Origin of the sequence: Martinezella tropici (assembly GCF_003287875.1) — a bacterium.
GTDB lineage: Bacteria > Pseudomonadota > Alphaproteobacteria > Rhizobiales > Rhizobiaceae > Rhizobium > Rhizobium tropici_C.
In genome coordinates this window covers 212,737-238,258 of record NZ_QMKK01000042.1, presented here as the reverse complement: position 1 = coordinate 238,258, position 25,522 = coordinate 212,737, and the positions used below count along the sequence as shown (strand labels likewise).

Here is a 25,522-nt window from a genome sequence, read left to right as displayed (position 1 = left end):
GAGAGAAAGAGATATGTGCACCGGCGATGCCGCCTCCCATCCTGATCGCTGCGCAAGCAACAATCGGCCCCACTTCCGCGAAGCCTGCCGCAGACGGACGCATCGATGATATGTTGTTGTGGCGCTGCGCGACGGTTAGGGCATGTTTGGGAGGGCAAAGGCGACAATCTTGTCTCCGTTACGCGACTGCAGCCCACCGTGTCCACCGGCTGCGATGACCACGTACTGCCTGCCGTCCTTTCCGAGATACGTGAGCGGGGTGGCATTGCCGCCAGCCGGCAGATCAGCCTGCCATAGGGTTTTTCCGGTGCGACCGTCGAGAGCCCGAATATCTTGATCTGTCGTCGCACCAATAAAGACAAGTCCGCTTGCTGTAGTCACACTGCCACCCATGCTGAATATGCCGGTCGGCAGGCCGAACGGGATACGAACGCCAAATGGTCCCATGTTCCGTGTTGTGCCGAGAGGACGCTGCCAAACGACCTTGTGAGTTACAAGGTCGATCGCCTGCATCTGCCCCCACGGGGGACGACTGCAAGGCAGGTTCAAGATGTTGAGCCAGGCGTCGACGGTGATCGCGAAAGGCGTTCCGTGCTGCGGGTTGTTACTGAACTCCGATTGCGGATAAGGTTGTCCCCAGCCACCCCAAGGTTTGTACAGACCCTTTTGGATGCCCTTTTCGTAAGGGATCATCTGCAGACGGAATGGCATGAAGGTCGTGTTGATATACATAAGCTTGCGCACCGGATCGATCGTGGAACCGTACCAGTCCGAAGTACCGTCGAAGGCGGGCCAGCCGAGTGTCGGCTTTAATCCCGGCGGCGTGTAGAGCCCATCATCGCGCATCTGCCGATACTGGAGTCGGCAAATCAGTTGATCGATCGGTGTCGCGCCCCAGGCGTCGACTTCCTGGAACTTCGGTGCTCTCAGGGCCGGCATGCCCACCGAAAACGGCTGCGTCTTCGAGTACCGCTCGTTAGGAATATCTCCCTGTGGAACGGCGCGTTCTTCAACGGGCGCGATCGGCCTGCCGTCGCGCCGGTCGAGCAGATAGATCTCGCCTTGCTTGGTAGTTTGCACCAGAGCAGGTACTGGTCCCCCTCCATCCTGGCCGGGCAAATCAACGAGGGACGGCCCGACCGGCACATCGAAGTCCCACAGATCATGATGCACCGTCTGGAAATGCCACCGCTCCTGGCCGGTCGTAATGTCAAGTGCGACCAGTGAACTGGAATAGGCGTCATCGAACGATCGACGTTCCGCACCGTAATAATCGGGCGTGGCATTACCAAGTGGAACGAACACCAGGTTCAGCTTGGGATCGGCGGAATAGACACCCCAGCCATTGGGTGTGCCTCTCGTGTAGATATCATTTCTTCCAAGTGGCGCGTTGGCTGGGGTCCTGCCCATGTCCCACGACCATGAGAGCGCGCCGCTGGTAGCGTCGAAGGCACGGATAACGCCGGATGGTTCGCCGACGGCCTGATTGTCGTAGACCCATCCGCCGAGGATCGCGCGCCCGTTGATGACCGTTGGCGGAGACGAGATGAAATGGAAGCCCGCAGGCACGATTCCCATATGCTCGCGAAGATCAACCATACCGTGGTCGCCAAAGCTGTCGCAGAGTTTGCCGGTGTCGGCATCGATCTCGAACAACCGAGGCAGGTCCGACGCGGTCGCGACGATGCGATGTGGGCACGGAGACTCAGCCGATGCCTCGAAGTAGGAAACACCACGGCACGCCTGGTAGACATTGTGGGACATGTCGCCGCCGGGAGAATAGCGCCATTTTTGTTTGCCGGAGGTCGCATCGAGCGCGATTACGTCGCGATGCGGCGTGCAGAAGTATATGGCGTCACCGACCTTGATCGGCGTCGCTTCGAAACTGAACTCGTGGCCGCCCTTGTTCTCGCCCGGACGGGGAAGGTCGCCGGTGGAAAACGACCAGGCTTGCTTCAGTTCTGAGACATTGGCCGCCGTGATCTGGGAAAGCGGGGAGTAGCGGTCGGCCGCCGGTGTGCGACCGTAATAGCTCCAGGCGTCGTCAGGCACTGCCGGCTCGGTTTGCACTGCCTTGCTGTCCCAGCCGGATGGCGGAGCGAAGGAAAGGTACCGGGATTCGGTAATTCGATAGCCGGCCGCAAAAACGAGGACGACGATGATCGTGGAAAAGCCGGCGTTTGCCCAACGCCATCCGCGGCGACCTTGGCCAGGACCGAGGCGGCCGGCAATCCAGGGCGACCAGATCCAGAGACCGAGAACGGCTGGTGCGATTAGCCGGGGAATGAGCGACCAGCCGTCTGCCCCGACTTCCCAGATCGCCCAAATTAATGTGCCTGCTAGCACGGTCGTGTAAACCCAGGCGCCAACTCGTTTCTGCCGTCCCATCAACACACCAGAAAGCAATAGGCCGAGGCCAGCTACAACATAATAAGGGCTACCGCCGAGGGCGACGAGCCACCCGCCCATGCCTGCTAGAGCCAAGCCAATGATGACGACCAAAACAGATGTAAGGAGGATGGAAAGGGGCGTGTTCAGTCTCATGTTCGCAGTCCGACATTTGTGACCCTTATTCAAAAGGATCTAGCGGTCTGTCTTGTTCCGCCCATCGGTCGTCATGCGACACAGTGTCCATCACGCAACTTGTGCCTTCTTCTGCTCTGGAAAATATTGTCCGCGCGTGTCGTGCTTCAAGTCGACGTCGATGTCGGGCGGATCGTTTCTTTCCTGGCTCAAAAACGATCGGAGAGGAGATCATCGTCGAGGTGACGCCGAGCATATTGTCACGACACAGTCGACGGGAGCCGTCGGCCAAAGATCATCAGCAGTACCGCTCCAAGAACGCCTGCCACGACTGAACCCATTAGGATTCCGATCTTGATGTGCCCTGCACCTCCGGATCATCGAAAGCCAAAAGGCCGATGAACAGCGACATCGTGAACCCGATGCCACACAAAAGCGCGGTTCCGGCCATCTACCCCCAGCTTGCCTGGGTCGGCAAGTCTGCGTGGTCCAGCTTGACAAGGATCGCCACCGTGCCGAGGACGCCGATCAGCTTGCCGAGCACAAGCCCTGCTGCCACGCCCATGGTCAGTGGCTCAGCGAAGATCACCGGCGAGATCCCGCTGAAGGAAACACCGGCATTGGCAAACCCGAAGCTCGGAACGATCAGGAAGGCTACCGGCTTATGAAGGCCGTGCTCCAGTTTATGGAGCGGCGATTCCTCATGCGCAGCCTCCGGCTTGCCAGGGTTGCCTGCAGTGGGATGGTCAGCGCCAGCATGACGCCGGCCAGGGTCGCGTGAATACCGGACGCAAACACCAGGACCCACAGGACGGCCTCAAGCGCAACGCAAGGCCATACCATCCTCTTGAAAATCATTAGGTTTCCCAACACGATACCCGCTCCGGCCAGAGCAAGAAAGTTCAACTCCGCAGTATAGAAAACGGCAATGACGATGACAGCACCGAGATCATCGATGATTGCCAAGGCTGCCAGAAAGATCTTCAGCGAGCTGGGTACACGGCTGCCGAGCAGGGAGATGACCCCGGGTGCAAAGGCGATATCAGTGGCGGTCGGGATCGCCCATCCACGAATGGCGACTGGATCGGACCAATTCAGGAACACGTAGATCAGGGCGGAGACCGCCATGCCGCCTGCTGCGGCGGCACTCGGCAGGATCCGCCGGCTCCAGGTCGACAGCTGGCCATCCAGCATCTCGCGCTTGATCTCCAGCCCGACGAGCAGAAAGAAGATCGCCATCGGGCATCGTTGATCCAGTGCCGTAGGCTGAGAGGACCGACGTAGACATGCAGGGCATGGAAATAGCTGTCGGCCAACGAGGAGTTCGCAGTGATAATCGCCAGCAGGGCAACAGCCATGAGAACGAGAGCGCCGGACGCCTCGTTGTCGAGGAAGTGGCGCAGAGTGGATTGAATACGGCCCTTTGAGAATGTCGAAGACATAGGTTCGCGCTCCCTTGTGAGAGGTCGATCACAGTCTCCGTAGATTTCGGGAAGCACGCAGCACACGCTTTTGACAGCGAACTACCGTATTCTGTCCAAACTTCCAGTGAAGGATTGCCCCTTGCAGAATAAACCTTCTGGCGGCGCGTAAAACAAGCAGGCTCGCAATCGTCAAAGGCCGGGTCGAACGCTTTGATCAATATTTAATCGATACGGTAACTTGATCTGAAATTGTGGCTGTTAAAGAGGGCTTCCCTTTCGAGACGCCCTCTCATGATCCTAGAATTGCAGAATGCCATTCTTGAAATGATTGCCAAAGGCGAACCGCTGGCGACCACGCTTTCAGCACTATGCTCAAAGGTTGAAGCAGCGGTTCCCGGTATTGCGGCCTCCGTCGTAAAGTCTGATGGCGTCCGTCTATCGACGCTGGCGGCGCCGTCACTTCCAGCGTCATATTCAGCCGCTGTGGACGATCTTAAAGTGGGGCCTCACTCGGGTTCTTGCGGGAGCGCCGCCTTCCATGGATGGCCCGTTGTCGTCACCGACATAGAAACCGACTTTAGGTGGACCGATTACGCGGCACTCGCTCTCCCGCTTGGCCTGAAGGCTTGCTGGTCAAGTCCTATCAAGAGCGGCGACCGGGTGGTCGGCACGTTCGCGTTCTACTACCGCGAGAGCCGCGGACCAAGTGAGCTTGAGCAGACGATCGTGGATGCGTGTGTGCATCTCTGCTCGATCGCAATCGAGCGTGAAGAACGCGTGGCGGAGCGTCAGCGTCTGACATACACGGACGGCCTCACTGGGCTTCGGAATCGGGCTGCTTTCGATCTCGCTCTTCGAACCCTGGCGCCGCTTGTAAATCAGGGTTGGGGCATTATCATCGCCGATGTCGACAACCTGAAGATGGTAAACGATACGTTTGGTCACGCGGCTGGCGATGCCCTGATCCGCGTTGTTGCGGAGCGCATCGCGGCAGCCGCGGGCAGGGAAAGGAGCTATCGGCTCGGTGGTGATGAATTTGCAGTCATCGTTGTCGGCGAAGGCGAGCTCGATCTGCAGAGCGAGGCGGCTCAGATCCTGAGGAAAATCGAGCTTCCAACAGATTGCGCGGGCCACGTCATCTTTTCTGCGGCGACACTCGGCGGCGCCTTGGCGACCGACGACATCAATCCCGAGCAAGTCCGGCAAAATGCAGACATTGCGCTCTACCACGCCAAGGAACATGCCCGTGGACAATTCGTCGAGTACCATTCGGGTCTCGGGACAGCGTTGACGCGCCGCTTCAGGGCGATAAGAGACGTCAGCCTTGCACTATCCGACAACCGCATCGAGGCCTACTACCAGCCGATCGTGCGACTTGATACACGCGAGGCTGTCGGCCTTGAGGCGTTATGCCGGATGAAGACCCATTCCGGCGACGTCGTCGCAGCAGCTCATTTTCATGAGGCGACCAAAGACGCTCACGTTGCTTCAACGCTGACGGAACGAATGTTGAGCAAAGTTGCTAAGGACATGCGGACATGGCTCGACGGTGGGCTTCCTTTGCGGCATGTCGGTGTCAACCTGTCGGCTGCCGACTTCCGCAAGGGTGGACTGCGTGACAAAATCTGCCGAGTGTTCGAAGATGCTGACGTCCCCCTTGAGCACCTAATCCTCGAAGTGACGGAGTCCGTTTACCTCGGACAGCGAGACCACGTTGTGGCGGATGAGATCAAAGCGCTGCGCTTAGAGGGCCTGAAAGTCGCGCTCGATGACTTCGGGACCGGCTATGCGTCCTTGACCCATCTTCTGACGGTGCCGGTCGACATCATCAAAATAGACAAATCCTTCATCGAACAAACGAGGCTTGGTGACGCCGGGATGGTGATCGTCGAGGGCGTGCTTTCGATCGCAGGTAAGCTTGGTATCCGCGTGGTGGCGGAAGGTATCGAGGACGAAGAACAAGCCTGCCGTCTAGAAGCCTTCGGTTGCAAGCTTGGTCAAGGCTACCTTTTCGCCAGAGCGATGGACGCCATGAAAGCGGGACAGTTCTTGAGCGCGCACGGCCAACGGCTCGTGCCCAGCGGCTCCTTCTCGGAGCCACTCAAGGTGCTCCAGCTAAGATAGCTCCTTCATCACTTTCATACGCGTGGTTTTCATCAATCGATAATGCAAGAGTTTCAGGAAGATCATAAATGCTCAAACGCATCCCATTGAACCAGCTCCGGGTCGGCATGTTCATCAACGACATGGAATTCGCGACCGAGGTCGGTGCTGCGCGCTTCAAGCCTTTTCTGGTCTCAAGACGCGATGAGGTGAGAAGGCTTGCCAATGAACATGTCAGAAGCGTCGTTATCGATATCACGAAGGGCGCAGATGTCGCAGGCATGCCGCAACGCAACGGACCGGAGAGCTTCGAGGCGCAGCTGCTGAACGCATTCTCAAAGAGCGAGATCAGCCGCGCAAGACAGTCGATCCATGATGTCGCACCGCATCTTCGCCATATGCTGGAGGATGCTCGCGTGAAGGGTAGTTTCGCAGACGAGGCTGCCAGCACTGCCGTGGAGCGCATCATGTTGGAGACGCTCGACAACACCGGCGCGCTGATTGCTGTCGCCAAGCTCAAGGAGAAGGACGAGATCACGTTTCTTCACTCGCTCGCCGTCAGCGCTTTAATGATCGCATTCGGGCGGGGTCTCGGCCACAGGCAAGAAGATGTCCGTGTTCTCGGTCTAGGCGGCCTCGTCCACGATCTCGGAAAGATGGCCATTCCCGATGACATTCTGAACAAGCCAGGCAAACTGACCGCCGAGGAGATGGATCTTGTTCGCGCCCATCCGCAAAAGGGCTACGAGATGGTGAGGAAAGCAGGGTCGGCGCCGGCCGAGGTCCTTGATATCTGCCGTTTCCATCATGAGCGCTACGATGGCGGAGGTTATCCCGATCGCTTATCGGGCAGGAAGATCCCATATGTCGCGCGCGTTGCCGCCATTTGCGACGTCTACGAGGTGCTGACAACCATCCGCCCCTACAAGCCGGCATTCTCACAGCCTGAAGCCATCGATATGATGATGAATTCTCCCGGGCATTTCGATCAGAAGCTCCTGTCAGCGTTCGTCTCGAAGATGATCATCAGCGGCACGCTGCACTAGCTTTGTTATCTGGCACGGAAAGGCGCGCCGGGCCACTCCCCGTTTCACGCCTCCAGTTAAGCCTTAAGCGTGCTGATCGGGCACTCCTCGAAAGCGCCGCGTGTCACCCGCAGTTTGGTAACATCATCACCCTCCCATAATCGTACAACTTTGCCCTCGGCAAGGAACACGGCTCGATTGCAAAGGCGAGGTATGGTTTCCACGTCGTGCGTGGAGATGAGGATCGCATGTCTTCCGCTTGCGGCGAGCTCCACCAACAGCGACTTCATCTCCCAAGCGGCGAGTGGATCCAGGCCTTTCAGGGGTTCATCGAAGGTCAGCAATGGCGGCGTACCGAGCAATGTGCGGCGATTGAGATCTTCCCGCGTGTGCCCTGTGAACATTCTACGTCGCCGGCGCTCAGTCAACATGGTTCTAAACAACGTCCCGCACCCTACAGAAGCTCCGTTCGGCGGAACTTCAAGCCGATCCACAAGTTCTACTGCTACTCAACAGCTCGGAGTTCGCCATGAAGCCAGCCGTCGCCCTTGTCACTGGAGCGGGATCCGGAATTGGAAAAGCGGCTGCGTTAGGTCTGGCCAGAGAGGGATACAAAATCGGAGTGCTCGGGCGTACGCCCGGAGAGATCTCCACCACGGTGGAGGAAATCTTGGCGAACGGAGGACAAGCTATCTCCCTGCTGGCGGACATATCGGATGAGGGGCAGATGGATGCAGCTGTGGATCAGCTCGTTAAGCAGTATGGCCGCCTCGATGTTGTAGTCGCCAATGCCGGCATTAATGGCGTATGGGCGCCCATCGACGATCTGAAGCTTTCGGAATGGAACGACACGATTTCGGTCAACCTGACTGGCACCTTCCTGACGATCCGCGCGACCGTGCCCGAGCTGAAGCGATCGGGCGGAGGATCCATCATCGTTGTATCGTCCATCAACGGGACGAGAACGTTCACCACACCGGGCGCGACAGCCTATACGGCCACGAAAGCAGGGCAGGTCGCGATGGTGCAGCAGCTCGCTCTCGAACTTGCCCGTCTTCACATTCGTGTCAACGCCGTGTGTCCAGGTGAAATCGAGACGAACATCGAAGCTAACACCAAACTCCGAAGGGAAGACGAAACGTCGATACCTGTCGTCTGGCCCGAGGGGCAGGTACCCATTACCGGAGGGCGCCCGGGCCGCAGTGAAGACGTCGCCGACCTCATAGTCTTCCTCGCATCCGATAAGTCTCGGCATATCACTGGCTCGCCGATCTGGGTCGATGGCGGCCAAGGTCTACTCCGATAGTATCAGATATCCGCCGCGTCGGTTCAGGCCCTGCGAACCGAGACGAGATCTCCGCTCTGGGTGTTCCGAAGCCGGCGCACACCGCTCACCCGTTTTCCAGGATGACAACCGCGGCCGAATTCCCAGCGGTAGGGCGTGCTGTCGGGAGCGCGGCGAAAACGCTCTGACGCTCCCCGTTACGGCAAGGATCGGACGTCCGAGATGATCCTTGTAGATGGAAATCTTCCATGATGAACGGCTCCTCACAGCTCTGCATGAACCGCTTTCGATCAATGTCCACTGGACGGGGAAGCGCCCTTTGGTGGTGTGACGTTCTTCATCAGGGGAACGAGAGCGGTTGCAATGATGAAAGCGATCATGATGACCTCGAAGGCATCCGCATAGGCCATGGTCGATACTTCGCGATAAGCGAGCTTGAAGAGCTGCTTCAATGCGGCGATATGGCCGTCGTCGAGGCTGGCCGGCATCTCGCCATAGCGGCTGGCAACGCCCCCGACCAGACGTTCCATGGCGCCATTTGCAGGGGTCAGATTGGAAGCGATCGCGGTGAAATGCATGTTGGTGCGATCGTTGATGATCGCTGCGCAGACGGCAACGCCGACGGCGCCGCCGAGATTGCGCATCATGTTGAAGAGCCCGCTCGCATATTTCAGCCGCTCCGGTGCTAGGCTCCCGAGCCCTAGAGTGACGGCAGGGGCAACCGCGAAGACTTGCGGGAAGCCACGAAAGACCTGAGGCCAGAAGAGCTCGTCGCCGCCCCAGTGATTGGTGATATAGCTGAAGCCCCACATCGCAGCGCCAAAGGATGCCAGGCCAAACATCATCAACCAGCGCGTATCGAAACGCTTGGCAAGGAATATCTGGACCGGGACACCGAGCGTCGAAGCCGCACCGGTCGAGAAGACGGCAACGCCGATTTGCCATGCATCGAAGCCGCGGACATAGCCGAGGAACAGGGGCGTCAGATAGATCGTCGAGAAGATGCCGGTGCCTGTGATGAAGGACAGCACGCAACCGATTGCAAAGTTGCGATTGCCGAAGGCTCTGAGGTCGACGACAGGCCGCGAAAAGGTTAGACTGCGGATGAAGAAAAAGACGCCTGCGATGGCCACGATGGTGGTTGTGTTGCGGATCGTGCTGTCATCAAACCAGTTGGCGCGCGTACCTTCTTCGAGCACATATTCGAGCGTGCCGAGCGAGATGGCCATGAGGATGATGCCTGGATAATCGGCATCCCTCAGGAGCTTGAGATCAGGTTCATCGATCTTAACCAGCAGCGGCACCAATATTGTAATGATAAGGCCAGGGACGATATTGACATAAAAAAGCCGATGCCAGTTCCACGTATCAGTGATCTAGCCGCCGATTACAGATCCGAGCGTCGGTGCGACCGAGGCGATCGTTCCGATGATGGCGGCTGAATAGACGCGCCGCGGCCCCTGGAAATAATGGAACGACGAGGTGAATACCGTCGGTATCATCGAGGCACCGAGCAGGCCCTGTAACGGCCGAAACATGATCATGCTCTCGATATTCCAGGCGATCCCGCACAGCATGCTGCTGAGCGTGAAACCGGCAGCAGATATGGTGAACAGCCAGCGCGTGGAGAAGACACGGGTCAGCCAGCCGGAGAGTGGGATGACGCAGATTTCGGCGATCAAATAGGCGGTCTGCACCCAGCTGATCTCGTCCTGGGATGCAGAGAGACCGCCGCCGATATCCTGCAGCGACGAGGCGACGATCTGGATGTCGAGGAGCGCGATGAACATGCCGAAGCACATCACCACGAAGGGCAGGAGGCTCCTGATCCAGCTGGTCTCAGCCGGAGCGGAAGCCGATGCGGTGGCTGTTGTCACGACCGGCTCCTATCAGGGGTGGGTATCGACCGTAACGGTCGTCGACAGGCCCGGACGCAACGTCCGAGCCCACGAAGCGTCGTCATTCAAGGCGACGCGAACGGGCACGCGCTGGACGATCTTTGTAAAGTTGCCGGTTGCGTTTTCCGGCGGGATGACGCTGAAGGTTGCCCCGGTCGCCGGCGCAATGCTGCTGACGCGACCCTGTAGTGCATGCCCGGGATAGATATCGGTGACGACATCGACCGTCTGGCCGACCTTGATCACGCCCAGCTGGTCTTCCTTGAAGTTCGCATCAACCCATAGTCCCGTGGCCGGGATCACGCTGAGTAGATAGCTGCCGTCAGAGACAAAGGCGCCAACCTGCGCGACGCCGTTTCCGATTAGGGCGACTTCAGGCCCATACGATGACGATCCAAGCCCGTCGAGGCCCATTGCTGGACCCCCCTCGATCCAGCCCAGCCTCTCATCTTCATGTTCTCGATTGGCGAGGCGGCGCCCAAAAAGGACGTTGCGTAGGTCCAAATCTCTCTCCAGTTCCGCAAGATGCGATACCTCAGACCTACAAGGCTCATCAGCGTTCCACGGTTCATTGAACTGTTCGCAATGAGACAGACAAGAAATATTCTCGTCGTTCCACTGTACCCTTAGATGGCAGGTGCAGGACCGAGATTCTGGTGGCTGAAGAGTTCGAGGACCTTCGTTTCAAGCGACTGTGGAATGCAGCTGGTGAATAGCAACTCTAGTCAGGAAAGGGCCGTGGCCAATCAGGCCTTGGTGTTTGTCGATAACGTCACAACCGACAAACACCGAGCTTCTGTGCTCCTCTACATAAAGGCCGTCGCGACCATGCCGGCAACGGCCGCAAACATCGCCGCACAGGATGCCCAACCGAAGAATTTTAGGGTGCCTCGAATGGCAAACTGCTCCATCACAGCTTGATTACAGGCAATTAGCATCAAGATGACCATTACCGGTACGGCGACAATTCCATTGATAACCGCGCTCCAGAACAGAGCTTTCATTGGCGGTATAGGGGTGAAATTGAGGCCCATGCCGACGAGGGTGGCGAGCGCCACCGTGGCGTAGAAAGCTCTTGCTTCGCCAGGTTCGCGGGACAGTCCGACTTTCCAGCGGGCTGCCTCTCCAACCGCGTAGGCCGCTGAGCCGGCCAGGACCGGTACGGCAAGTAGTCCGGTACCTATAATCCCTGTCGCGAATATGATCGTTGCAAAATGTCCGACCAACGGTTCGATCGCCTTAGCGGCGTCCACAGAACTTTCGATATTGGTGGCGCCCGTATTGTTTAGCGTCGCCGCCGTCGTCGTGATGATGGCAAGGGCGACAATGTTGGATGCCGCCATACCAATGAAGGTATCGAGTGTGATACGTTCATTGGCACGCTTGGCTTCCTGGGGATGCTCGACAAGCGGTTCCTCCTTGGGCTTTTCCTTCAGATCCTCCGCTTCCTGGGATGCCTGCCAGAAAAACAGATAGGGACTGATTGTCGTCCCGAAGATCGCGACAATCATCGACCAGTAGTTGGAGTCTGGTCTCAGTGTCGGCAGCAATAATCCACTACTGAAGGCCCTCCAATCCACATGGACGACGAAAAGGGTTGCGATGTAGGAAAGTAGTGCCAAGCTCAGCCATTTCAGGATCGCGACGTAACGTTTATATTTCAGAAAGACCTGTAATAGGATGCAGATCAAGCCAAAGGCGGCCACATATACAAGTGAATAGCCGTTTACCAAAAGGCGCGTCGCGTCTCCCATCGCACCGAGGTCGGCGCCGATGTTGATGATGTTGGCTATGAGAAGGGGGCCAGTGATAAGGATTCCGACCCCGCCGGGATAGCAACGGGCAATACTTCCTGCTAGCCCCCGACCGGTCGTTCTGCCAATGCGGGCGCTGATCATCTGCACAGCTACCATCAAGGGATAGGTCAGAACTAAGGTCCAGCTTGCGGCATAGCCGAACTGGGCGCCGGCTTGAGAATAGGTCGCTATCCCGCTTGGATCGTCGTCGGAAGCACCGGTGACAAGTCCTGGCCCCAGAATTTCCAGCAGGCGTGGCTTTGAGGATTCGACCACGGTGCTTTTTGGGGCGATTTGGGTGTCCGTCATGTATGCCTCCAGCTGTGGCCGTCGCAAGAGATGGGTTGTTCGCAACGGTTCCAATTAATCGCTGACGAGGCATCTTTGTTCCAGAGGGCAGCGATCGCAGCTCCCCACTGTATCCATTTTGATTGACACGGTTTTCCGGCTCTGTTTTCTACGATCACGAAAGAGCGCGTTGGTGAGGATGGATAGATGGTTCGCATGCGTGGCTACCGCAAATTTTGGTTGTTTTCCGGTTTAGAAAGCGCGCTGAATGTGATCTTGAGATCTTGATTAATGCGGGTTCCGATCAGAATTGCCATACACAGCGCCTGCCGGACGCCATCGGCCAATAAACGCGATCATCAGACACCGAGTACGGGCACGCTCATTCGGCGCGCAACAGACGGAGGTCGCCATTGCAAGTTTGAGGCCGGTGTTTTTCAAGCAAAGACCTACATCTCCGCGCGAAGACGTTTTGTGGCCATTGCGTCGCGAATCGGCCTGTTTCTCGCCGAGCACGCCACCGAGCTTGCATCGCAACCAGCGACGATCTTGGGGTATCAGTCTGCTTCCGGTTCCTGCCTCGGTGACTATAGCCGATATCTGTTACTGGGAAATGTCAGACGGTTAGCTTTTGTAACAACCGGGTCGTCGGTCCCTATACCTTCAAGAGCGTCGAATGTGGCGATTGTTGAAGAATTCCCTATCGCTACGCCTAAGCTCAACTCGGTTAGGAAGACGTGTTTTCGGGCGATGTTCCGGCATAGCGTATGCCGATAAGCGTCATCAGGCTGGCCACCGCAAAAACGTTGATGCTCGATAGTATTGCGATCTGATCGCTGGCCCACGGAAAGACCGGCTCCTCGAGCCTCCACCAGCATATCGCAAAGCAGACAAACATGAAGCAAACAAGGCCCCGCTGCCACCATTTCTCATCGGGTTGGAACGAAACCAGTGTCAGCGCCATGCAGGGGGCAAGAAATAGGAGCGTAGCAGACGCTCTTCCAAAAAGGATGGATTCGCATACTGTGTCGACCGTGCCGATCATTGGCAGCGCCAACCGGGCACTGAACGACGATTTTCTAGCTATCAATGGGATCGCCAAAAATAAGGGAATCGCGGCGAGCGTTATAGCTGACGTTGCTACGCCATCGCCAACCAGCCACCAGACATAAAATGGATAGAAGGGTTTATTGGCTATGATAACCCAGGTGATGCTAACCGTTGCCCCAGTCCTTGGATCCAGCGCGGGCTGCCTCATCCCGCCGGCCTCAGAAGATAGTGACCTACTCCCCAGACATGACCCTTATCATGACCGAACAGGCCTGCGGTGGCCAGAAAAAATAGCCGCCAGCGGCGCTGCCAGAGCGTGCTGTCCCTGCCATAGACTTTAGCGAAGATCGGCTGGATGCGATCCATCTCGCGGTCGAAGTTGGCGAGCCAGTTGAGCGCCGTTCGTCGGTAATGCGTCCCAGACCAGCGCCATTCCAGTTCGACTGAAAACAGGTCGGCAAAGCGATGGGGCAGATCATGTGCCGGCATGATGCCGCCGGTAAAGAAATGACGGGCAATCCAGTCGGCCGGATCCTGGTGGTTGAAGCGATAGGAGCGGTCCTTGTGGGTGAAGACATGGAGGAAGAGCTTGCCGTGCGGATTGAGCCATCCGCGGACACGCTCCAGCAAGGTGCGCCAGTTGGACATATGCTCGAACATCTCGACTGAGATCACACGATCAAAGCGTTCCTCGGTCGTAAAGCCGTTCATATCTGCCGTGATGACGGTCAGATTGCCGAGACCGTGCTTGTGCGCCATGGCGAGAATGTATTCGCGTTGTGAGGCGGAGTTTGAAACCGATGTAATTCGCGAATTGGGAAATTGCTGTGCAAGATAGAGCGACAGTGAACCCCAGCCGCAACCCAGTTCCAGGATACTGTTTCCATCCTTGATTTCGGCATGCTCTACAGTTTCGGCAAGTGCATAGGCCTCGGCTTCCGCCAGCGTCGTATGGGGGTTCGTATAAAGGCAGCAAGAGTATTTTCGTTGAGGCCCGAGGGTCAGGCTGAAGAACTCCGCCGGGACTTCATAATGCTGGCGATTGGCCTCATTAGTGTGCGTCGCTATCGGAAAATTGCCCATTGCCTCGACAAACATATTTTCAGCATCTTGCGAAGTCGTCGATAGACGGTGTTTGGTGCGAGCGCACAGATAATCTATCCCAGCCAGCGTCATACTGTCTGTAAGTGGCGCGCGCTCTGCAGCGCTGATCGCAAATGCCAGCATATTCATCGGCTATTCTCCCTGGGAAACGAATTCAGATTTGCGTGGGCCTGGGAAGAAGGCGTTCACACGCTTCCGCAGCGCGCGAAATTTATCGCCGCGCGAGCGAAGCATATGCTCTTCCAACGGGGGAATTCCGGATACATGCACCAACAGCCAATACATCAACGCCGGTGCGAGCAACGATAAAAAACTCGTAGCCGAGCTTGTGACGGCGAATAGCGGAAGGCAGCACCAGAACAGCCATTCGAAAAAATAGTTGGGATGGCGGGAATAACGCCACAGCCCCGACTCGCAGACCTCACTCCTGGCTTCCGGCCTTCGACGAAATCGGGCGAGCTGTGCGTCCGAAATTGTCTCGCCGGCGAGAGCCGCGGCGGCAAGTAACACGGCAAGCCAATCCGTTACTGCTGGATAGGCCTTGTCATTGATCGCCGCGAGATAGATTGCGAATACGAGGACGAAAGCCGCAAGCGCCTGAACCTGCAGAAAGATAAAGAGGCGCGAGCCGGCACTGGCGCCCCAGTCCTTCATCAGTTTGGCATAGCGTGGATCTTCGCCACCGCCTTTGGTGCGTGCTCCAATATGCCAGGCGAGCCGCAGCGCCCAGGCTGTCACGACCAGGATTATCGTCATCCGGCGAGCGAACGGACCTTGTGCTGAGACGGCGGCGGGGATGCCGCCCAAGCCGACAGCTGCAGACCAAATGGTATCGATCCAGCCGCTCTTGCCGGTCACACGCTGCGCGATCCAGGCACCGGTCATGGCCAGCGATATGCCGCCTGCGATGATCATCAGAAGAAGCCAATCCATCCGTTGCTCGCATTGATGCGCTGCTATGAGGTTACGCCTTATTTACGGACGATCTCTGGGACCGGTTTCATAGCGCTCGAAAAAAATCTCAACTTTTACGAAACCAGCCGCCGCCGCCCTCCGTATCTGTTTCGAAAGCCAAGAGCTTATTGCGGGAGACGAGGGATTTTATGGGTCACTACGATCGAAACGGCGGCCGCCGCCTGAACATTGCGGTCATAGGCAGCGGTATTTCGGGACTTTCGGCAGCTTGGCTGCTCTCAACGCGCCATGATGTGACCGTCTTCGAAGCAAGCGATCGGCTCGGCGGCCACAGCAATACGGTAAAATTCGAAAGCGCCGCGGGTCCTGTATCCGTCGATACCGGCTTCATTGTCTACAACGAGGTTACATATCCCAATCTGACGGCTTTGTTCCGCGCGCTCGATGTGCCAACGGCTACCTCCAATATGTCCTTTGCCGTTTCGATCAACGATGGCACGTATGAATATTCCGGCGGTACAGGGCTCGGTCTCTTGGCGCAGAAATCAAACGTCGTCAGCCCTCGCTTCTGGTCAATGATGCGCGATCTGGTGCGCTTCTACCGTAATGCGCCGCGGGACTTGCCCGACATGGACGGCATTTCGCTCGATGAGTATCTCTCGCGCAACGGCTACAGCTGCGCCTTCCGCGATGACCATCTCTATCCGATGGCTGCGGCGATCTGGTCTACGCCTGCGATGCAGGTCGGTGCTTATCCGGCAGCAAATTTCGTGAAATTCTGCAGTAATCACGGGCTGTTGGAATTATGGGGCCGCCCTGTGTGGCGCACTGTAAGGGGGGGCAGCCGCGAATATGTTGCCCGCATGACCAGCAGCTTTTTCGACCGCATCCGGTTGTCGACGCCAGTAAAGTCGATAAGGCGCGGATCACATCGCGTAGAGCTTGAGGACGGCACCGGCGGCCATCACCTCTTCGACGATGTGGTGATAGCAACCCATGCTGACCAGGCGCTTCGAATGCTTGTGGACGCAAGCACCGAGGAAAGACGTATTTTGGGCGCCTTCCGCTATTCGCGGAACGAGGCGGTCCTGCATGGCGATGTGGCGTTGATGCCAAAACGGCGGGCGGCCTGGTCCAGTTGGAACTATGTGGCCGATACGCGGGATGGGCCAATTCAGCCTTCCATCACCTATTGGATGAACAAACTGCAGCCGTTGGGAGCGGCACCGTCGACCTTCGTCACGCTTAATCCGCGACGGGCGCCGAAGGAGGAAACCGTCATCTGCCGTGAGACATATGAACATCCCGTTTTCGATCTCTTGACCGATCGCGCACAGAAGGAAGTCTGGTCGCTTCAAGGTGTCCGCAATACCTGGTTCTGCGGCGCGCATTTCGGCGCGGGTTTTCACGAGGACGGCATTCAGGCGGGCCTTGCGGTTGCCGAGGATCTCGGCGGCTTGCGGCGACCCTGGCAGGTGCCGCAGGAAAGTTCCCGGATCGTGCGCAAGCCAATTGATCGCTTCGCCGAGCTGCCGTTGGACGTGGAGGTTACCGCATGAGTGCGGACCTTCAATCTGCACTCTTTTCCGGCCTGGTCACGCATGCTCGTGTAAGGCCGAAGCAGCACAAGCTGAGCTACAGGATCTATTCTCTGCTGCTCGATCTCGATGAGCTTGACCGGATCGATCGGCGGCTCCGCCTTCTTTCCATCGACCGTTTCAACCTTTTCTCCTTCTATCGCAGGGATCGAGGCGACCGGTCAGGGGACGATCTGAAGAAACAGGTCGAGAGGAGTATGCGTAGCGTCGGCATCGAGCCGGATGGCGGTCCAGTGCGGTTGCTGACCATGCCCCGACTGTTCGGTTGGGCTTTCAATCCACTCAGTGTGTTCTTCTGTTACTCGAAGGATGCGTCGCTCAAAGCCATCCTCTGGGAAGTGGACAATACGTTCGGTGAGCGGCATGGCTACATGATCCCGGTCGAGGCGAACGACGGATCGCAAATTATTCAGCAATGCGACAAGGCCTTCTACGTCTCGCCCTTTATGGACATGGATCTACGATACCAGTTTCGCGTCTTGCCCCCAACCGATGTTCTTTCCATCCGAATCGAGACTTTCGATTGTGATGGGCCGGTACTGACAGCCAGGCATCTGGCACGCCGTTGCGAGCTTACGGATCGCGCGTTGCTACGGGCATTTTTTGCGATCCCTTTCCTCACACTTCGTGTTGTCGGAGGTATCCATTGGGAAGCGCTTAAGATCTGGTTGAAAGGTATCGGCTTGCGGATACGCCCCCTTCCTCCTGAAAGCCCTGTTTCGTTCGTTCGCCCATTTCCCGCTGACGGGAAAACACGCAATTCCAAGGTTGAAGTTCATGAGCCATTTTGACGAATTCTCCGGCGCTTCGATGCGTGCGTCCGATAGCACCGAGAGGTTTGGTCTTGTCAGCCGTCTTCTCATGAGTTTGTTGTGCGACGTTCGCTACGGTCACGTGAAGATTTCGTTGCCATCAGGGCAGGTTGTCGAAAAATACGGCGCTGAACCAGGGCCGGAGGCTATCATCAACATGCGGCGTTGGCGCCTGTTGCCTCGCTTGATCCTTGCGGGAGATATCGGCTTTGCGGAGAGTTACATCAATGAGGACTGGACGACGCCCGATTTGACCGCAGTCATCCGCTTTGCTGCCAAAAACATCGAAGCGTTAGCGCCGGCTATTGAAGGCAGCGCGACGATGCGGCTCTTCAATAGGGCAAAACATTTTCTCAACGCCAATACGAAGCATGGCAGCCGTCGCAATATCGAGGCACATTACGATCTCGGCAACGATTTCTACAGCCAATGGCTCGACCCCACGATGCTGTATTCCTCGGGAATTTTTGACGATCCAACATATACTCTCGAAGCCGCCCAGCAAAAAAAGCTTGAGCAAGTTATCAAAAATCTTGCACTCCATCCTAGCCAGAGTGTTTTGGAGATCGGCTGCGGCTGGGGTGCTCTTTGCGTATTCATGGCGGCCCGTGCCAATGCCAAGGTGACCGGTATCACTTTGTCACCCTCACAGCTTGCCTGGGCAAGGCAGACGGCCGCAAATGCCGGTGTGACAGAGCTGGTGGACCTGCGCCTGCAAGATTACCGTGATCTTAATGGCCAGTTCGATCGGATCGTTTCGATCGAAATGTTCGAGGCAGTCGGCGAGGCCTATTGGCCAGACTATTTCTCGACGTTGAAACGTTGCTTGAGACCAGGTGGCAAGGCTGTGCTGCAGGTGATCTCAATTGATGAAAAGCGTTTTGATGCATATCGGCGCGGTTCCGATTTCATCCAGAAGTATGTTTTTCCCGGCGGCTTTCTGCCCTCCGATCCCGCATTGGAGGCGGCTGTTGAAAAGGCGGGCTTCAGGCTCGCCGCAAGAGAGCATTTCGGCAAATCCTATGCTCGGACGCTTCTTGAGTGGCGCACTCGTTTTCATGCGCGCTGGCCTGCCATTGCCGCCCTCGGCTTTGATGAGCGGTTCCGTCGTCTTTGGCACTACTACCTTTGTTATTGCGAAGCCGGCTTTGAGGAGGGGAGCATCGACGTCGGACTTTATACACTTGAGCACGCATGAAGGTCGGCGGTTAGAAGGAGATCCAGGCATGAGAGTGATGATTGGAGCGGTTGTTCATCTGGCCGCAGCACTTGCAACTAATGCGCAAGCTGCCGGAATCGAGGGCCTATGGGCTCGGGCAGATGGCAATGCCAAAGTGAGAGTTGCCCCCTGCGGATCGGACATTTGTGCGACCAATACTTGGATCAAGCCGGGAACGCCAAGCGAAAAAGCCGGTGACAAGCTGGTGATGACGATCAAGCCGAGTGAAGATGGCGTCTATTCCGGTGAGGCTTTCGATCCCCAACGTGATTTGAGCTACAGGATCACCGTGAAAGTGGATGGTGATCGAATGTCCACGAGGGGCTGTGTTATTGCCGGCCTGATTTGCAGGGGTGTCGATTGGACACGCATCCGCTGATCGACCGAAGGAAGGCCGCTATGGAGAATGTGGTGAAAACTTATGTCGTCGCCTATGTTGTCACATTGGTCATGTTCGTCGCTATCGATTTTATCTGGTTGAGCAGCATGATCGATCGTCTTTACCGGCCTGTAATGGCAGACATGCTTGCAGCTGACTTCCGGCTCGCGCCTGCCATTGCGTTCTACCTGATTTATGCGCTTGGACTTACGTTTCTCGCTGTTCGCCCGGGGCTGATCGGAGAATCGATCCAGACTGCGATAGTGTGCGGGGCGATGCTCGGCTTTACGGCTTATGCTACCTATGATTTGACCAATCAGGCGACACTCAAGAACTGGTCGACTGTTCTGACCCTGGCCGATCTATGTTGGGGTACGATCCTCTCAGGCATTGCCGCCGGTTGTGGGCAATCGATAACGGCGCGCCTCTTCGGATCTCTTACACATGGCTGAGGGTCAGATGTGCGGCGTTATTGGCGACAGCTTGCACATTCAGCGATTTAGCTGCCAGATTTCGAAATTGAGCGCTATCGCGAAGGCAACCCAAACAGCGAGAGGCGCAAGGCTATGAGCAGCAATTCGGTCGACAAGGCGAAACTTGAGGATTGTGAGGAGGATTAAAATCCATTGCGGAACGATGTTGATAAGCCCAAGCAGCGGGCTATGGAGCCCAAAGAACGCCCATGACCATGCGGCATTGAGCGCCAGTTGCAGATAAAAGCAAATGAGCGCCGCCGACTTTTGCGGTTGATCACCTGGAAGTATCCATATGCGCCAGACTGCAAAGGACATAGATGCATAAAGGAAGGTCCAGACCGGTCCAAAGATCCAATTCGGTGGATTGAAAGCGGGCTTGGCAAGGCCTGCATACCAACCCTCAATGTTCGGCAAGGTCGCCCACTGTCCGAGGACAAGGGTTAAGATGACCGGGATCACCGCGAGGCCGGCCTTCGCCAAAAGCTTTTGGTTCACTGTTTTTCGCGGCATCATGATCTCTCTTCTCGCCCGCTTCCTGCACGGCGTTTGCCAAACCGAAGCCTTTGTTCCTGCTCTTCAAATCTGATACGTGGATTTTTCTGGATCGGATCATGGGATCCAAGCGGCATTGCCCATCGTAGAAAGCGCATGAATGTTTCAGCACCGCCTATCGATAGCCGTGGCAAACAGAACAGCATCATCTCCTTCGAAAGGAGACGGGCGGTGACAACTTTGCACGAGCACGATCCATTGACGCGCGAAGCGGTCAATCAACTTGTTCTGGCGATAGCAACCCGTCAGGATCGTCAGGCCTTTGCCGAGCTCTTCAATTTTGCAGCGCCCAGGATCAAGGCGTTCATGATGCGCTCGGGCTCGACGGCTGAAATTGCCGAAGAAATCGCCCAGGAGGCGATGCTTATGGTCTGGCGCAAGGCCACTTATTTCGATCCGGCGCGCGCCAGTGCGATGACATGGATTTTCGCGATAGCCCGCAACTTGCGGATTGATTTTCAGCGGAAATCAAAGTCGTCAAATCAGCCGTCTGGTGACGGAACTGAGGTCATGCAGGCCGCTGAACCCACGCCTGAGGAGATTTTGTTTATCAGGGCGGATGAAGAAAAGGTTCGTGCCGCGCTTCAAGCGCTGAGTTCCGAGCAGGAAGAGATCATCAGATTGTCCTTTTTCCGTGATTGTCCTCACTCTGAAATTGCCAGGGAATTGGAACTGCCTCTCGGCACTGTGAAGTCTCGTATCAGGCGTGCGCTTGGAAAACTCAGGGATATGCTGGAAGAAACATTATGACGAACAAGCATCATCCCAGCGATCAGACACTCCTGCGTTTTGCTGCAGGCACGTTGCCGGCCGGTCCTTCACTCGTCGTTGCCGCTCATTTGAGTGGCTGCCCTTTCTGTCAGAGGCGTGTAGCGACATTCGAGGCCGTTGGCGGGGAGATGCTGATCCGGACGGAACCACAGGCGCTTTCTCCTCGGGCTCTTGAACAAACGCTTGCGCGTTTGGGTCAAGACGGGAATCCCAGACATATCGCGCCGCGTCGCTCACAGGCTTCCGTCGACGGCATCATTCTTCCGAGCCCATTAGCTGGTTGTGAAGTTGGTCCCTGGCGTCCCGTAGGGCCGGGAGTCAGGCTTAGCCGTATTCGCGTTCCTCATGCGCCAGAAGCGAAGGTGATCCTGCTGAAGGTAAAAGCGAATAAGCACATGCCGGCGCACGGGCATACGGATCTTGAGGTGACGCAGGTTCTGAAAGGATCGTTTTTGGATGGCAATAATCGTTACGAGCCGGGTGACTTCGTCGAGGGTGATGATGAGACGGATCATAGCCCAGTGATCGGCAGCGACGGTGAGTGCATATCCCTGGCCGCTATCGAAGGACATGTCCGCTTTAAGGGGTTTCTTGGAAGGTTGCTCGGGCCTTTCGCTGGCATCTGATTGTGTTTGACCGAGTGCTCAGGAGGCGTCAAATCGTTTGTTCGGAACAATAATTCGTTCCAGTCATTTCGGTTATGGAGTTCAACGGAGGGCAGCGCCGATAGTATTTGGGTCGAGACGGAATAATTCTGATCGAAAGGTCAATACAGGGACGCTTTGAAAGAATAAAGAATCGGATGTAAGCTTGGTCTTAGATAGGAGCTAAGAATTAATCTTAGAGATAGTCATATATCGAAGTGACGTATCGGAGGATTTGTTCGATCATTCGAAAGGCCAATCCTGTTAAAATTAATCGGCTATCCCCAATTTCGCTCCTCTAAGCAAGGGATCGAGTATTATGGACCGAGATCAGGATCAACAAGAGGCGAGGCAAGCGGGTGAACGGCTTGTAGCGGCCCACTCGAGCGAAGACCCTTTCGCCGCGGCATTCAAGGCAACGCGTATGCCGATGATTATTACTGACCCCAATCAACCTGACAATCCGATCATCTTTTGCAACGGAGCCTTCGAACGGTTAACGGGCTATTCGAACGACGAATTGATCGGGCGCAATTGTCGAATTTTGCAAGGTCCAGGGACGAGTCGGGAGACTGTCGCTGCCGTCCGCGATGCACTTGCCGGCGGACGCGGCGTCTCCGTCGACATTTTGAACTATAAGAAGGATGGCAGCTCGTTTTGGAATGCATTGTTCATCAGCCCCGTTTGGGACCGCCGAGGTCGGATTATTTATTTCTTCGCTTCGCAACTCGACTTTACGAACATCAAAAGCAGGGAAGCGGATCTGGCATCAGCCCGTCATCAGGCCGAAGAAGAGGTCAGGGATCGCACAAACGATTTGCGCGCAGCACTTGCGGCAAAGACCGTGTTGATTCACGAAGTTGATCATCGTGTCAGAAACAATCTTCTGACCATGGCTTCGATCGTCAAGATGCAATTAAGGTTGACGAAGGACCATGGCCAGCAAAATGCCTTGATGTCCGTGCTCAACCGAATCGAAGCAATAAGCACTGTCCAGCGTAGGCTTTTTACAACCAACGACGTCACTCGCTTTGATCTGGCTGATTTCGCGTATGAGCTCGTTTTGGATCTGCTCGGAGCTATAAAGCGTGATGATATACGACTGACGCTCGATATTTCGACGGCTTCTGTTCCAGCGGCGAAGGCGTCGCCGCTTGCACTTATCGTGAACGAGTTGGTCGGTGATGCCCTCCGCCGTGGGATGAGGGAAAGCGGAGGCGACATTCATGTTGTCGTCAAGCGTTTCAACGACCGCCTTCTTATTAGGGTGGAGGATATATCAGAACCCGTGTCTCCTGATGAGGTGAGCTCAGAATTGGGCCGGCTGATTCTTGACAGATCGGCGCTGCAAGTTGGTGCCACGATAGATCGAAAGCGCGAGGGGTGGCACACAACCGTGGACCTCACTTTACGGGTCGAAAGCTAGAAGGAGATACTGCCTTGAAAGTCATGATCGTTGAAGACGAAATGTTGCTTGCGATGGAGCTCCAATGGGAGATCGAGGCTGCCGGTCATACGGTTGTCGGACAGGCGGCAAGTGGCGCTCAAGCACTGGAACTTTTGGAAACGTCTCCACCGGAATTTGCATTTGTGGACATCCAGTTGCAGGACGGTCCGAGGGGAATCGATTTTGGGCGAGCGCTGGCTGAAAGGAGCATCCCGTACGTTTTCGTTAGCGGCAATATCAAAAAGCTGCCGCCGGACTTCGCGGGCGCAATTGGCGCTATCGAGAAGCCTTACACAATGAACGGAATTTCCAACGCTCTCGAATATCTATCCGCCGTCATTGCTGGTGATGAGGACAGATCGCCGCCAGCAAGCCTCGTGCTTGCTGAAGACACTCTCCAGATCAATCCCAGCAAGAGTGTGCAGTGAGTTGAGGTCTTGGATACTCAAATGGATGTGGAGAGTCCCCAAACGGTTTCGGCTGCCCGTCCTTGACCGGTAGTCAGGCTGGATTCTTCGTAAGCGCGATTTTCGCCGCACCTTCTGCAATTGAGTGAGCTTTGGCATGAGGTGTCCACCAAAATCAGACCGTCCTAAAACGTCGAAGGATCAGGTGTTACGCGGACTCGTCTTGGGCCGACGAGGAATTCTCGCAAGTTTCTCGCATTCACGCCATGGCTTGGTATGCGGCCAAAATGTAGTCCCTTTTACTACTTTTCTGGCGCTCGGAGCGCAGATTTGCCAATTATGCCTTCATTGTGCCGATCAGCTCCGGAACACCAACGAGGGTGATGGCCCTTTTGATGTTATAGGCAAGTGCGGTTAGGCTAAATTCTCCTTGGACGTGGTTCAGCCCACGCATCAGGAACGCGCCTTGGTTCATCCATTGCTTAATAGTCCCAAACGGATGCTCGACGCTTTCCCTTCGTTGACTCATAATATTTGGACGTTGGCTCAGCCTCTCCGCCATGCGATCAAGAATAGCTTCATTCTCCAGGCGCATGATCTGTCGAAAGGCAGCTGGCGTGCATCTGCTTTTGATGGCACATGATTGGCAGCCGATAGGGTTTGCAAAATAGGTTCTTGCAAGGCCTCGTTTTTTACCACTCCGCCGAGGAGACATGACAGCGCCGTTTGGGCAGATATAAGCGTTTATCTCTGGCTGGTATGTGAATTTCCCCTTCGAGAAAAACCCATCGTCTATTGTCGATCCACGGATTGGTCTCGGCACATAGGCGGTGATGCCAGCCTTTTCGCAAGCTTCTATGTCTTCGATCTTGTAGTAGCCACGATCGGCAACTGCCTCGATCTGGTCGACACCGAGTAGCTGCATGGCCGACTCAGCGGTAGGCGCCAGCAAGCCGATATCGAGAACATTGTTGCTGACTTCTTCCTCAGCAATCAGCTTATGCTTCACGTCAACTGCCAGCTGAACGTTGTACCCAACTCCAACTTTCATCATATTCGGCATAGCCCTGCTATCAGGGTCTGTCAGCGATATCTGATCCTCGCCTGTCCGGTCCAGGTCGGCAAGCAAACTGCTGAACCTCTGTCGCTTCGTCCTGAGCGCCGCAATTTTCTTCTCCGTATCACTGCTTCTACCATTCGAGCTGATACTGCTGGCCGCTTTCTCCTCGTCAGCATCACCGTCATCAAGCGCTTTGACGTAGTCGGAGAGTTTTTCGTCGGCGCGACGCACCAGATCCAACAGCTGCGTGCGGGTGAACTTGCGATGCCTGTTATTGACCGCCTTAATGCGCGTACCATCCACGGCAAGCATTTCCCTACCGAACAGATCGAGGCGGCGACAGACGAAGGCAAACTCGCGGAAAATTTGCTTGAAGGCTGCGCAATTCACGCGGCGAAAGGATGCGATTGTCCGATAGTCAGGCTTCAGATGGCGCAGCAGCCAGATCACCTCTATATTACGGCGGGTTTCCGCCTCGAGCTTTCGACTCGAACGTACCCGATTTAAATATCCGTAGAGATAAAGTTTAAGCAGATCAGCTGGATCGTATCCCGGTCGGCCCGTCTCTTTGGCCATTACGCGGGAAAACCCAGCGGCGACAAGATCAATGCTATCGACAAAAGCCTCTATCAGCCGAACCGGATTGTCCGATCCGACATAATCATCGACCGCTTCGGGGAGAAGCAGCAGCTGAGAGCGATCTGAGCCAGGTAAATGTGCCATGTAAACAACATACTACGGTTCGC

22 protein-coding genes and 2 pseudogenes are annotated in these 25,522 nt (G+C 56.1%); 12 read left to right on the top strand and 12 right to left on the bottom strand.

Going from position 1 to position 25,522, the window contains the following annotated elements; all coding sequences use genetic code 11:
* Positions 1–135: 135 nt before the first annotated feature.
* The 3 genes and pseudogenes from DQ393_RS17500 to nhaA all read right to left on the bottom strand — a co-directional run bounded on the left by DQ393_RS17500 (position 136) and on the right by nhaA (position 3,965).
* Positions 136–2,544 carry a membrane-bound PQQ-dependent dehydrogenase, glucose/quinate/shikimate family gene (locus DQ393_RS17500; RefSeq protein ID WP_112343010.1) on the bottom strand — a complete coding sequence of 803 codons (2,409 nt, stop codon included), beginning with the start codon at positions 2,542–2,544 and terminating at the stop codon, positions 136–138.
* Between the two features lie 90 nt (positions 2,545–2,634).
* Complete coding sequence (locus tag DQ393_RS34320) at positions 2,635–2,736, bottom strand: hypothetical protein (RefSeq protein ID WP_112343009.1); 102 nt, start codon at positions 2,734–2,736, stop codon at positions 2,635–2,637.
* A 47-nt stretch (positions 2,737–2,783) separates the two neighbouring features.
* A pseudogene (gene nhaA, locus DQ393_RS17490) lies at positions 2,784–3,965 on the bottom strand (Na+/H+ antiporter NhaA).
* A 273-nt stretch (positions 3,966–4,238) separates the two neighbouring features.
* On the opposite strand from nhaA, the gene DQ393_RS17485 reads away from it, so the two are divergent.
* A complete protein-coding gene (locus DQ393_RS17485; RefSeq protein WP_112343008.1) occupies positions 4,239–6,071 on the top strand; it encodes a bifunctional diguanylate cyclase/phosphodiesterase in 1,833 nt (610 codons plus the stop codon).
* Between the two features lie 68 nt (positions 6,072–6,139).
* Positions 6,140–7,096 (top strand): HD-GYP domain-containing protein, encoded by a 957-nt coding sequence (locus DQ393_RS17480; RefSeq protein ID WP_112343007.1) that lies wholly within the window; start codon positions 6,140–6,142, stop codon positions 7,094–7,096.
* A 56-nt stretch (positions 7,097–7,152) separates the two neighbouring features.
* On the opposite strand, the gene DQ393_RS17475 is transcribed toward DQ393_RS17480, so the two are convergent.
* A complete protein-coding gene (locus DQ393_RS17475) occupies positions 7,153–7,479 on the bottom strand; it encodes a hypothetical protein (RefSeq protein WP_112343006.1) in 327 nt (108 codons plus the stop codon).
* Between the two features lie 125 nt (positions 7,480–7,604).
* Between DQ393_RS17475 and DQ393_RS17470 the strand changes: the two genes are divergently transcribed.
* Positions 7,605–8,381, top strand: coding sequence for an SDR family oxidoreductase (locus DQ393_RS17470; RefSeq protein WP_112343005.1), 777 nt, complete (start codon positions 7,605–7,607; stop codon positions 8,379–8,381).
* A gap of 269 nt (positions 8,382–8,650) precedes the next feature.
* Here the strand turns inward: DQ393_RS17470 and DQ393_RS17465 are convergent.
* The 6 genes and pseudogenes from DQ393_RS17465 to DQ393_RS17440 all read right to left on the bottom strand — a co-directional run bounded on the left by DQ393_RS17465 (position 8,651) and on the right by DQ393_RS17440 (position 15,429).
* A pseudogene (locus tag DQ393_RS17465) lies at positions 8,651–10,150 on the bottom strand (DHA2 family efflux MFS transporter permease subunit).
* A 99-nt stretch (positions 10,151–10,249) separates the two neighbouring features.
* The gene (locus DQ393_RS17460) at positions 10,250–10,762 is read right to left on the bottom strand and encodes an HlyD family efflux transporter periplasmic adaptor subunit (protein WP_245430391.1); all 513 of its coding nucleotides are present in this window, start codon (positions 10,760–10,762) and stop codon (positions 10,250–10,252) included.
* A gap of 302 nt (positions 10,763–11,064) precedes the next feature.
* Positions 11,065–12,363 (bottom strand): NRAMP family divalent metal transporter, encoded by a 1,299-nt coding sequence (locus DQ393_RS17455; RefSeq protein WP_112343003.1) that lies wholly within the window; start codon positions 12,361–12,363, stop codon positions 11,065–11,067.
* A 706-nt stretch (positions 12,364–13,069) separates the two neighbouring features.
* Positions 13,070–13,600 (bottom strand): hypothetical protein, encoded by a 531-nt coding sequence (locus DQ393_RS17450; RefSeq protein ID WP_112343002.1) that lies wholly within the window; start codon positions 13,598–13,600, stop codon positions 13,070–13,072.
* Complete coding sequence (locus DQ393_RS17445; RefSeq protein ID WP_112343001.1) at positions 13,597–14,625, bottom strand: SAM-dependent methyltransferase; 1,029 nt, start codon at positions 14,623–14,625, stop codon at positions 13,597–13,599. Before DQ393_RS17445 ends, DQ393_RS17450 begins: the two co-directional genes overlap by 4 nt.
* A 3-nt stretch (positions 14,626–14,628) precedes the next feature.
* Complete coding sequence (locus DQ393_RS17440; protein WP_112343000.1) at positions 14,629–15,429, bottom strand: DUF1295 domain-containing protein; 801 nt, start codon at positions 15,427–15,429, stop codon at positions 14,629–14,631.
* A gap of 170 nt (positions 15,430–15,599) precedes the next feature.
* Between DQ393_RS17440 and DQ393_RS17435 the strand changes: the two genes are divergently transcribed.
* From DQ393_RS17435 to DQ393_RS17415, 5 genes are read left to right on the top strand one after another with little or no spacing between them, the layout of a single operon-like run.
* Positions 15,600–16,970 (top strand): NAD(P)/FAD-dependent oxidoreductase, encoded by a 1,371-nt coding sequence (locus tag DQ393_RS17435; protein ID WP_112342999.1) that lies wholly within the window; start codon positions 15,600–15,602, stop codon positions 16,968–16,970.
* A complete protein-coding gene (locus DQ393_RS17430) occupies positions 16,967–17,800 on the top strand; it encodes a DUF1365 domain-containing protein (protein WP_112342998.1) in 834 nt (277 codons plus the stop codon). The genes DQ393_RS17435 and DQ393_RS17430 overlap by 4 nt, the downstream gene beginning before the upstream one ends.
* Positions 17,787–19,019 (top strand): SAM-dependent methyltransferase, encoded by a 1,233-nt coding sequence (locus DQ393_RS17425; protein WP_112342997.1) that lies wholly within the window; start codon positions 17,787–17,789, stop codon positions 19,017–19,019. The genes DQ393_RS17430 and DQ393_RS17425 overlap by 14 nt, the downstream gene beginning before the upstream one ends.
* Before the next feature lie 28 nt (positions 19,020–19,047).
* On the top strand, positions 19,048–19,419 hold the full coding sequence (locus DQ393_RS17420; protein ID WP_112342996.1) for a DUF2147 domain-containing protein: 372 nt from the start codon (positions 19,048–19,050) through the stop codon (positions 19,417–19,419).
* A 32-nt stretch (positions 19,420–19,451) separates the two neighbouring features.
* The gene (locus DQ393_RS17415; RefSeq protein WP_162736995.1) at positions 19,452–19,871 is read left to right on the top strand and encodes a DUF2177 family protein; all 420 of its coding nucleotides are present in this window, start codon (positions 19,452–19,454) and stop codon (positions 19,869–19,871) included.
* Between the two features lie 39 nt (positions 19,872–19,910).
* Here the strand turns inward: DQ393_RS17415 and DQ393_RS17410 are convergent, their stop codons facing one another.
* On the bottom strand, positions 19,911–20,408 hold the full coding sequence (locus DQ393_RS17410; RefSeq protein ID WP_245430390.1) for a TspO/MBR family protein: 498 nt from the start codon (positions 20,406–20,408) through the stop codon (positions 19,911–19,913).
* Between the two features lie 135 nt (positions 20,409–20,543).
* On the opposite strand from DQ393_RS17410, the gene DQ393_RS17405 reads away from it, so the two are divergent.
* The 4 genes from DQ393_RS17405 to DQ393_RS17390 all read left to right on the top strand — a co-directional run bounded on the left by DQ393_RS17405 (position 20,544) and on the right by DQ393_RS17390 (position 23,737).
* Complete coding sequence (locus tag DQ393_RS17405) at positions 20,544–21,197, top strand: sigma-70 family RNA polymerase sigma factor (protein WP_112342994.1); 654 nt, start codon at positions 20,544–20,546, stop codon at positions 21,195–21,197.
* On the top strand, positions 21,194–21,844 hold the full coding sequence (locus DQ393_RS17400; RefSeq protein WP_112342993.1) for a ChrR family anti-sigma-E factor: 651 nt from the start codon (positions 21,194–21,196) through the stop codon (positions 21,842–21,844). The genes DQ393_RS17405 and DQ393_RS17400 overlap by 4 nt, the downstream gene beginning before the upstream one ends.
* A 334-nt stretch (positions 21,845–22,178) precedes the next feature.
* Positions 22,179–23,288, top strand: a complete 1,110-nt coding sequence (locus DQ393_RS17395) for a PAS domain-containing protein (protein ID WP_432422007.1) — start codon at positions 22,179–22,181, stop codon at positions 23,286–23,288.
* A gap of 14 nt (positions 23,289–23,302) precedes the next feature.
* Complete coding sequence (locus tag DQ393_RS17390) at positions 23,303–23,737, top strand: response regulator (protein WP_112342991.1); 435 nt, start codon at positions 23,303–23,305, stop codon at positions 23,735–23,737.
* A gap of 316 nt (positions 23,738–24,053) precedes the next feature.
* On the opposite strand, the gene DQ393_RS17385 is transcribed toward DQ393_RS17390, so the two are convergent.
* Complete coding sequence (locus DQ393_RS17385) at positions 24,054–25,499, bottom strand: IS1182 family transposase (protein ID WP_112342990.1); 1,446 nt, start codon at positions 25,497–25,499, stop codon at positions 24,054–24,056.
* Positions 25,500–25,522: the final 23 nt, after the last annotated feature.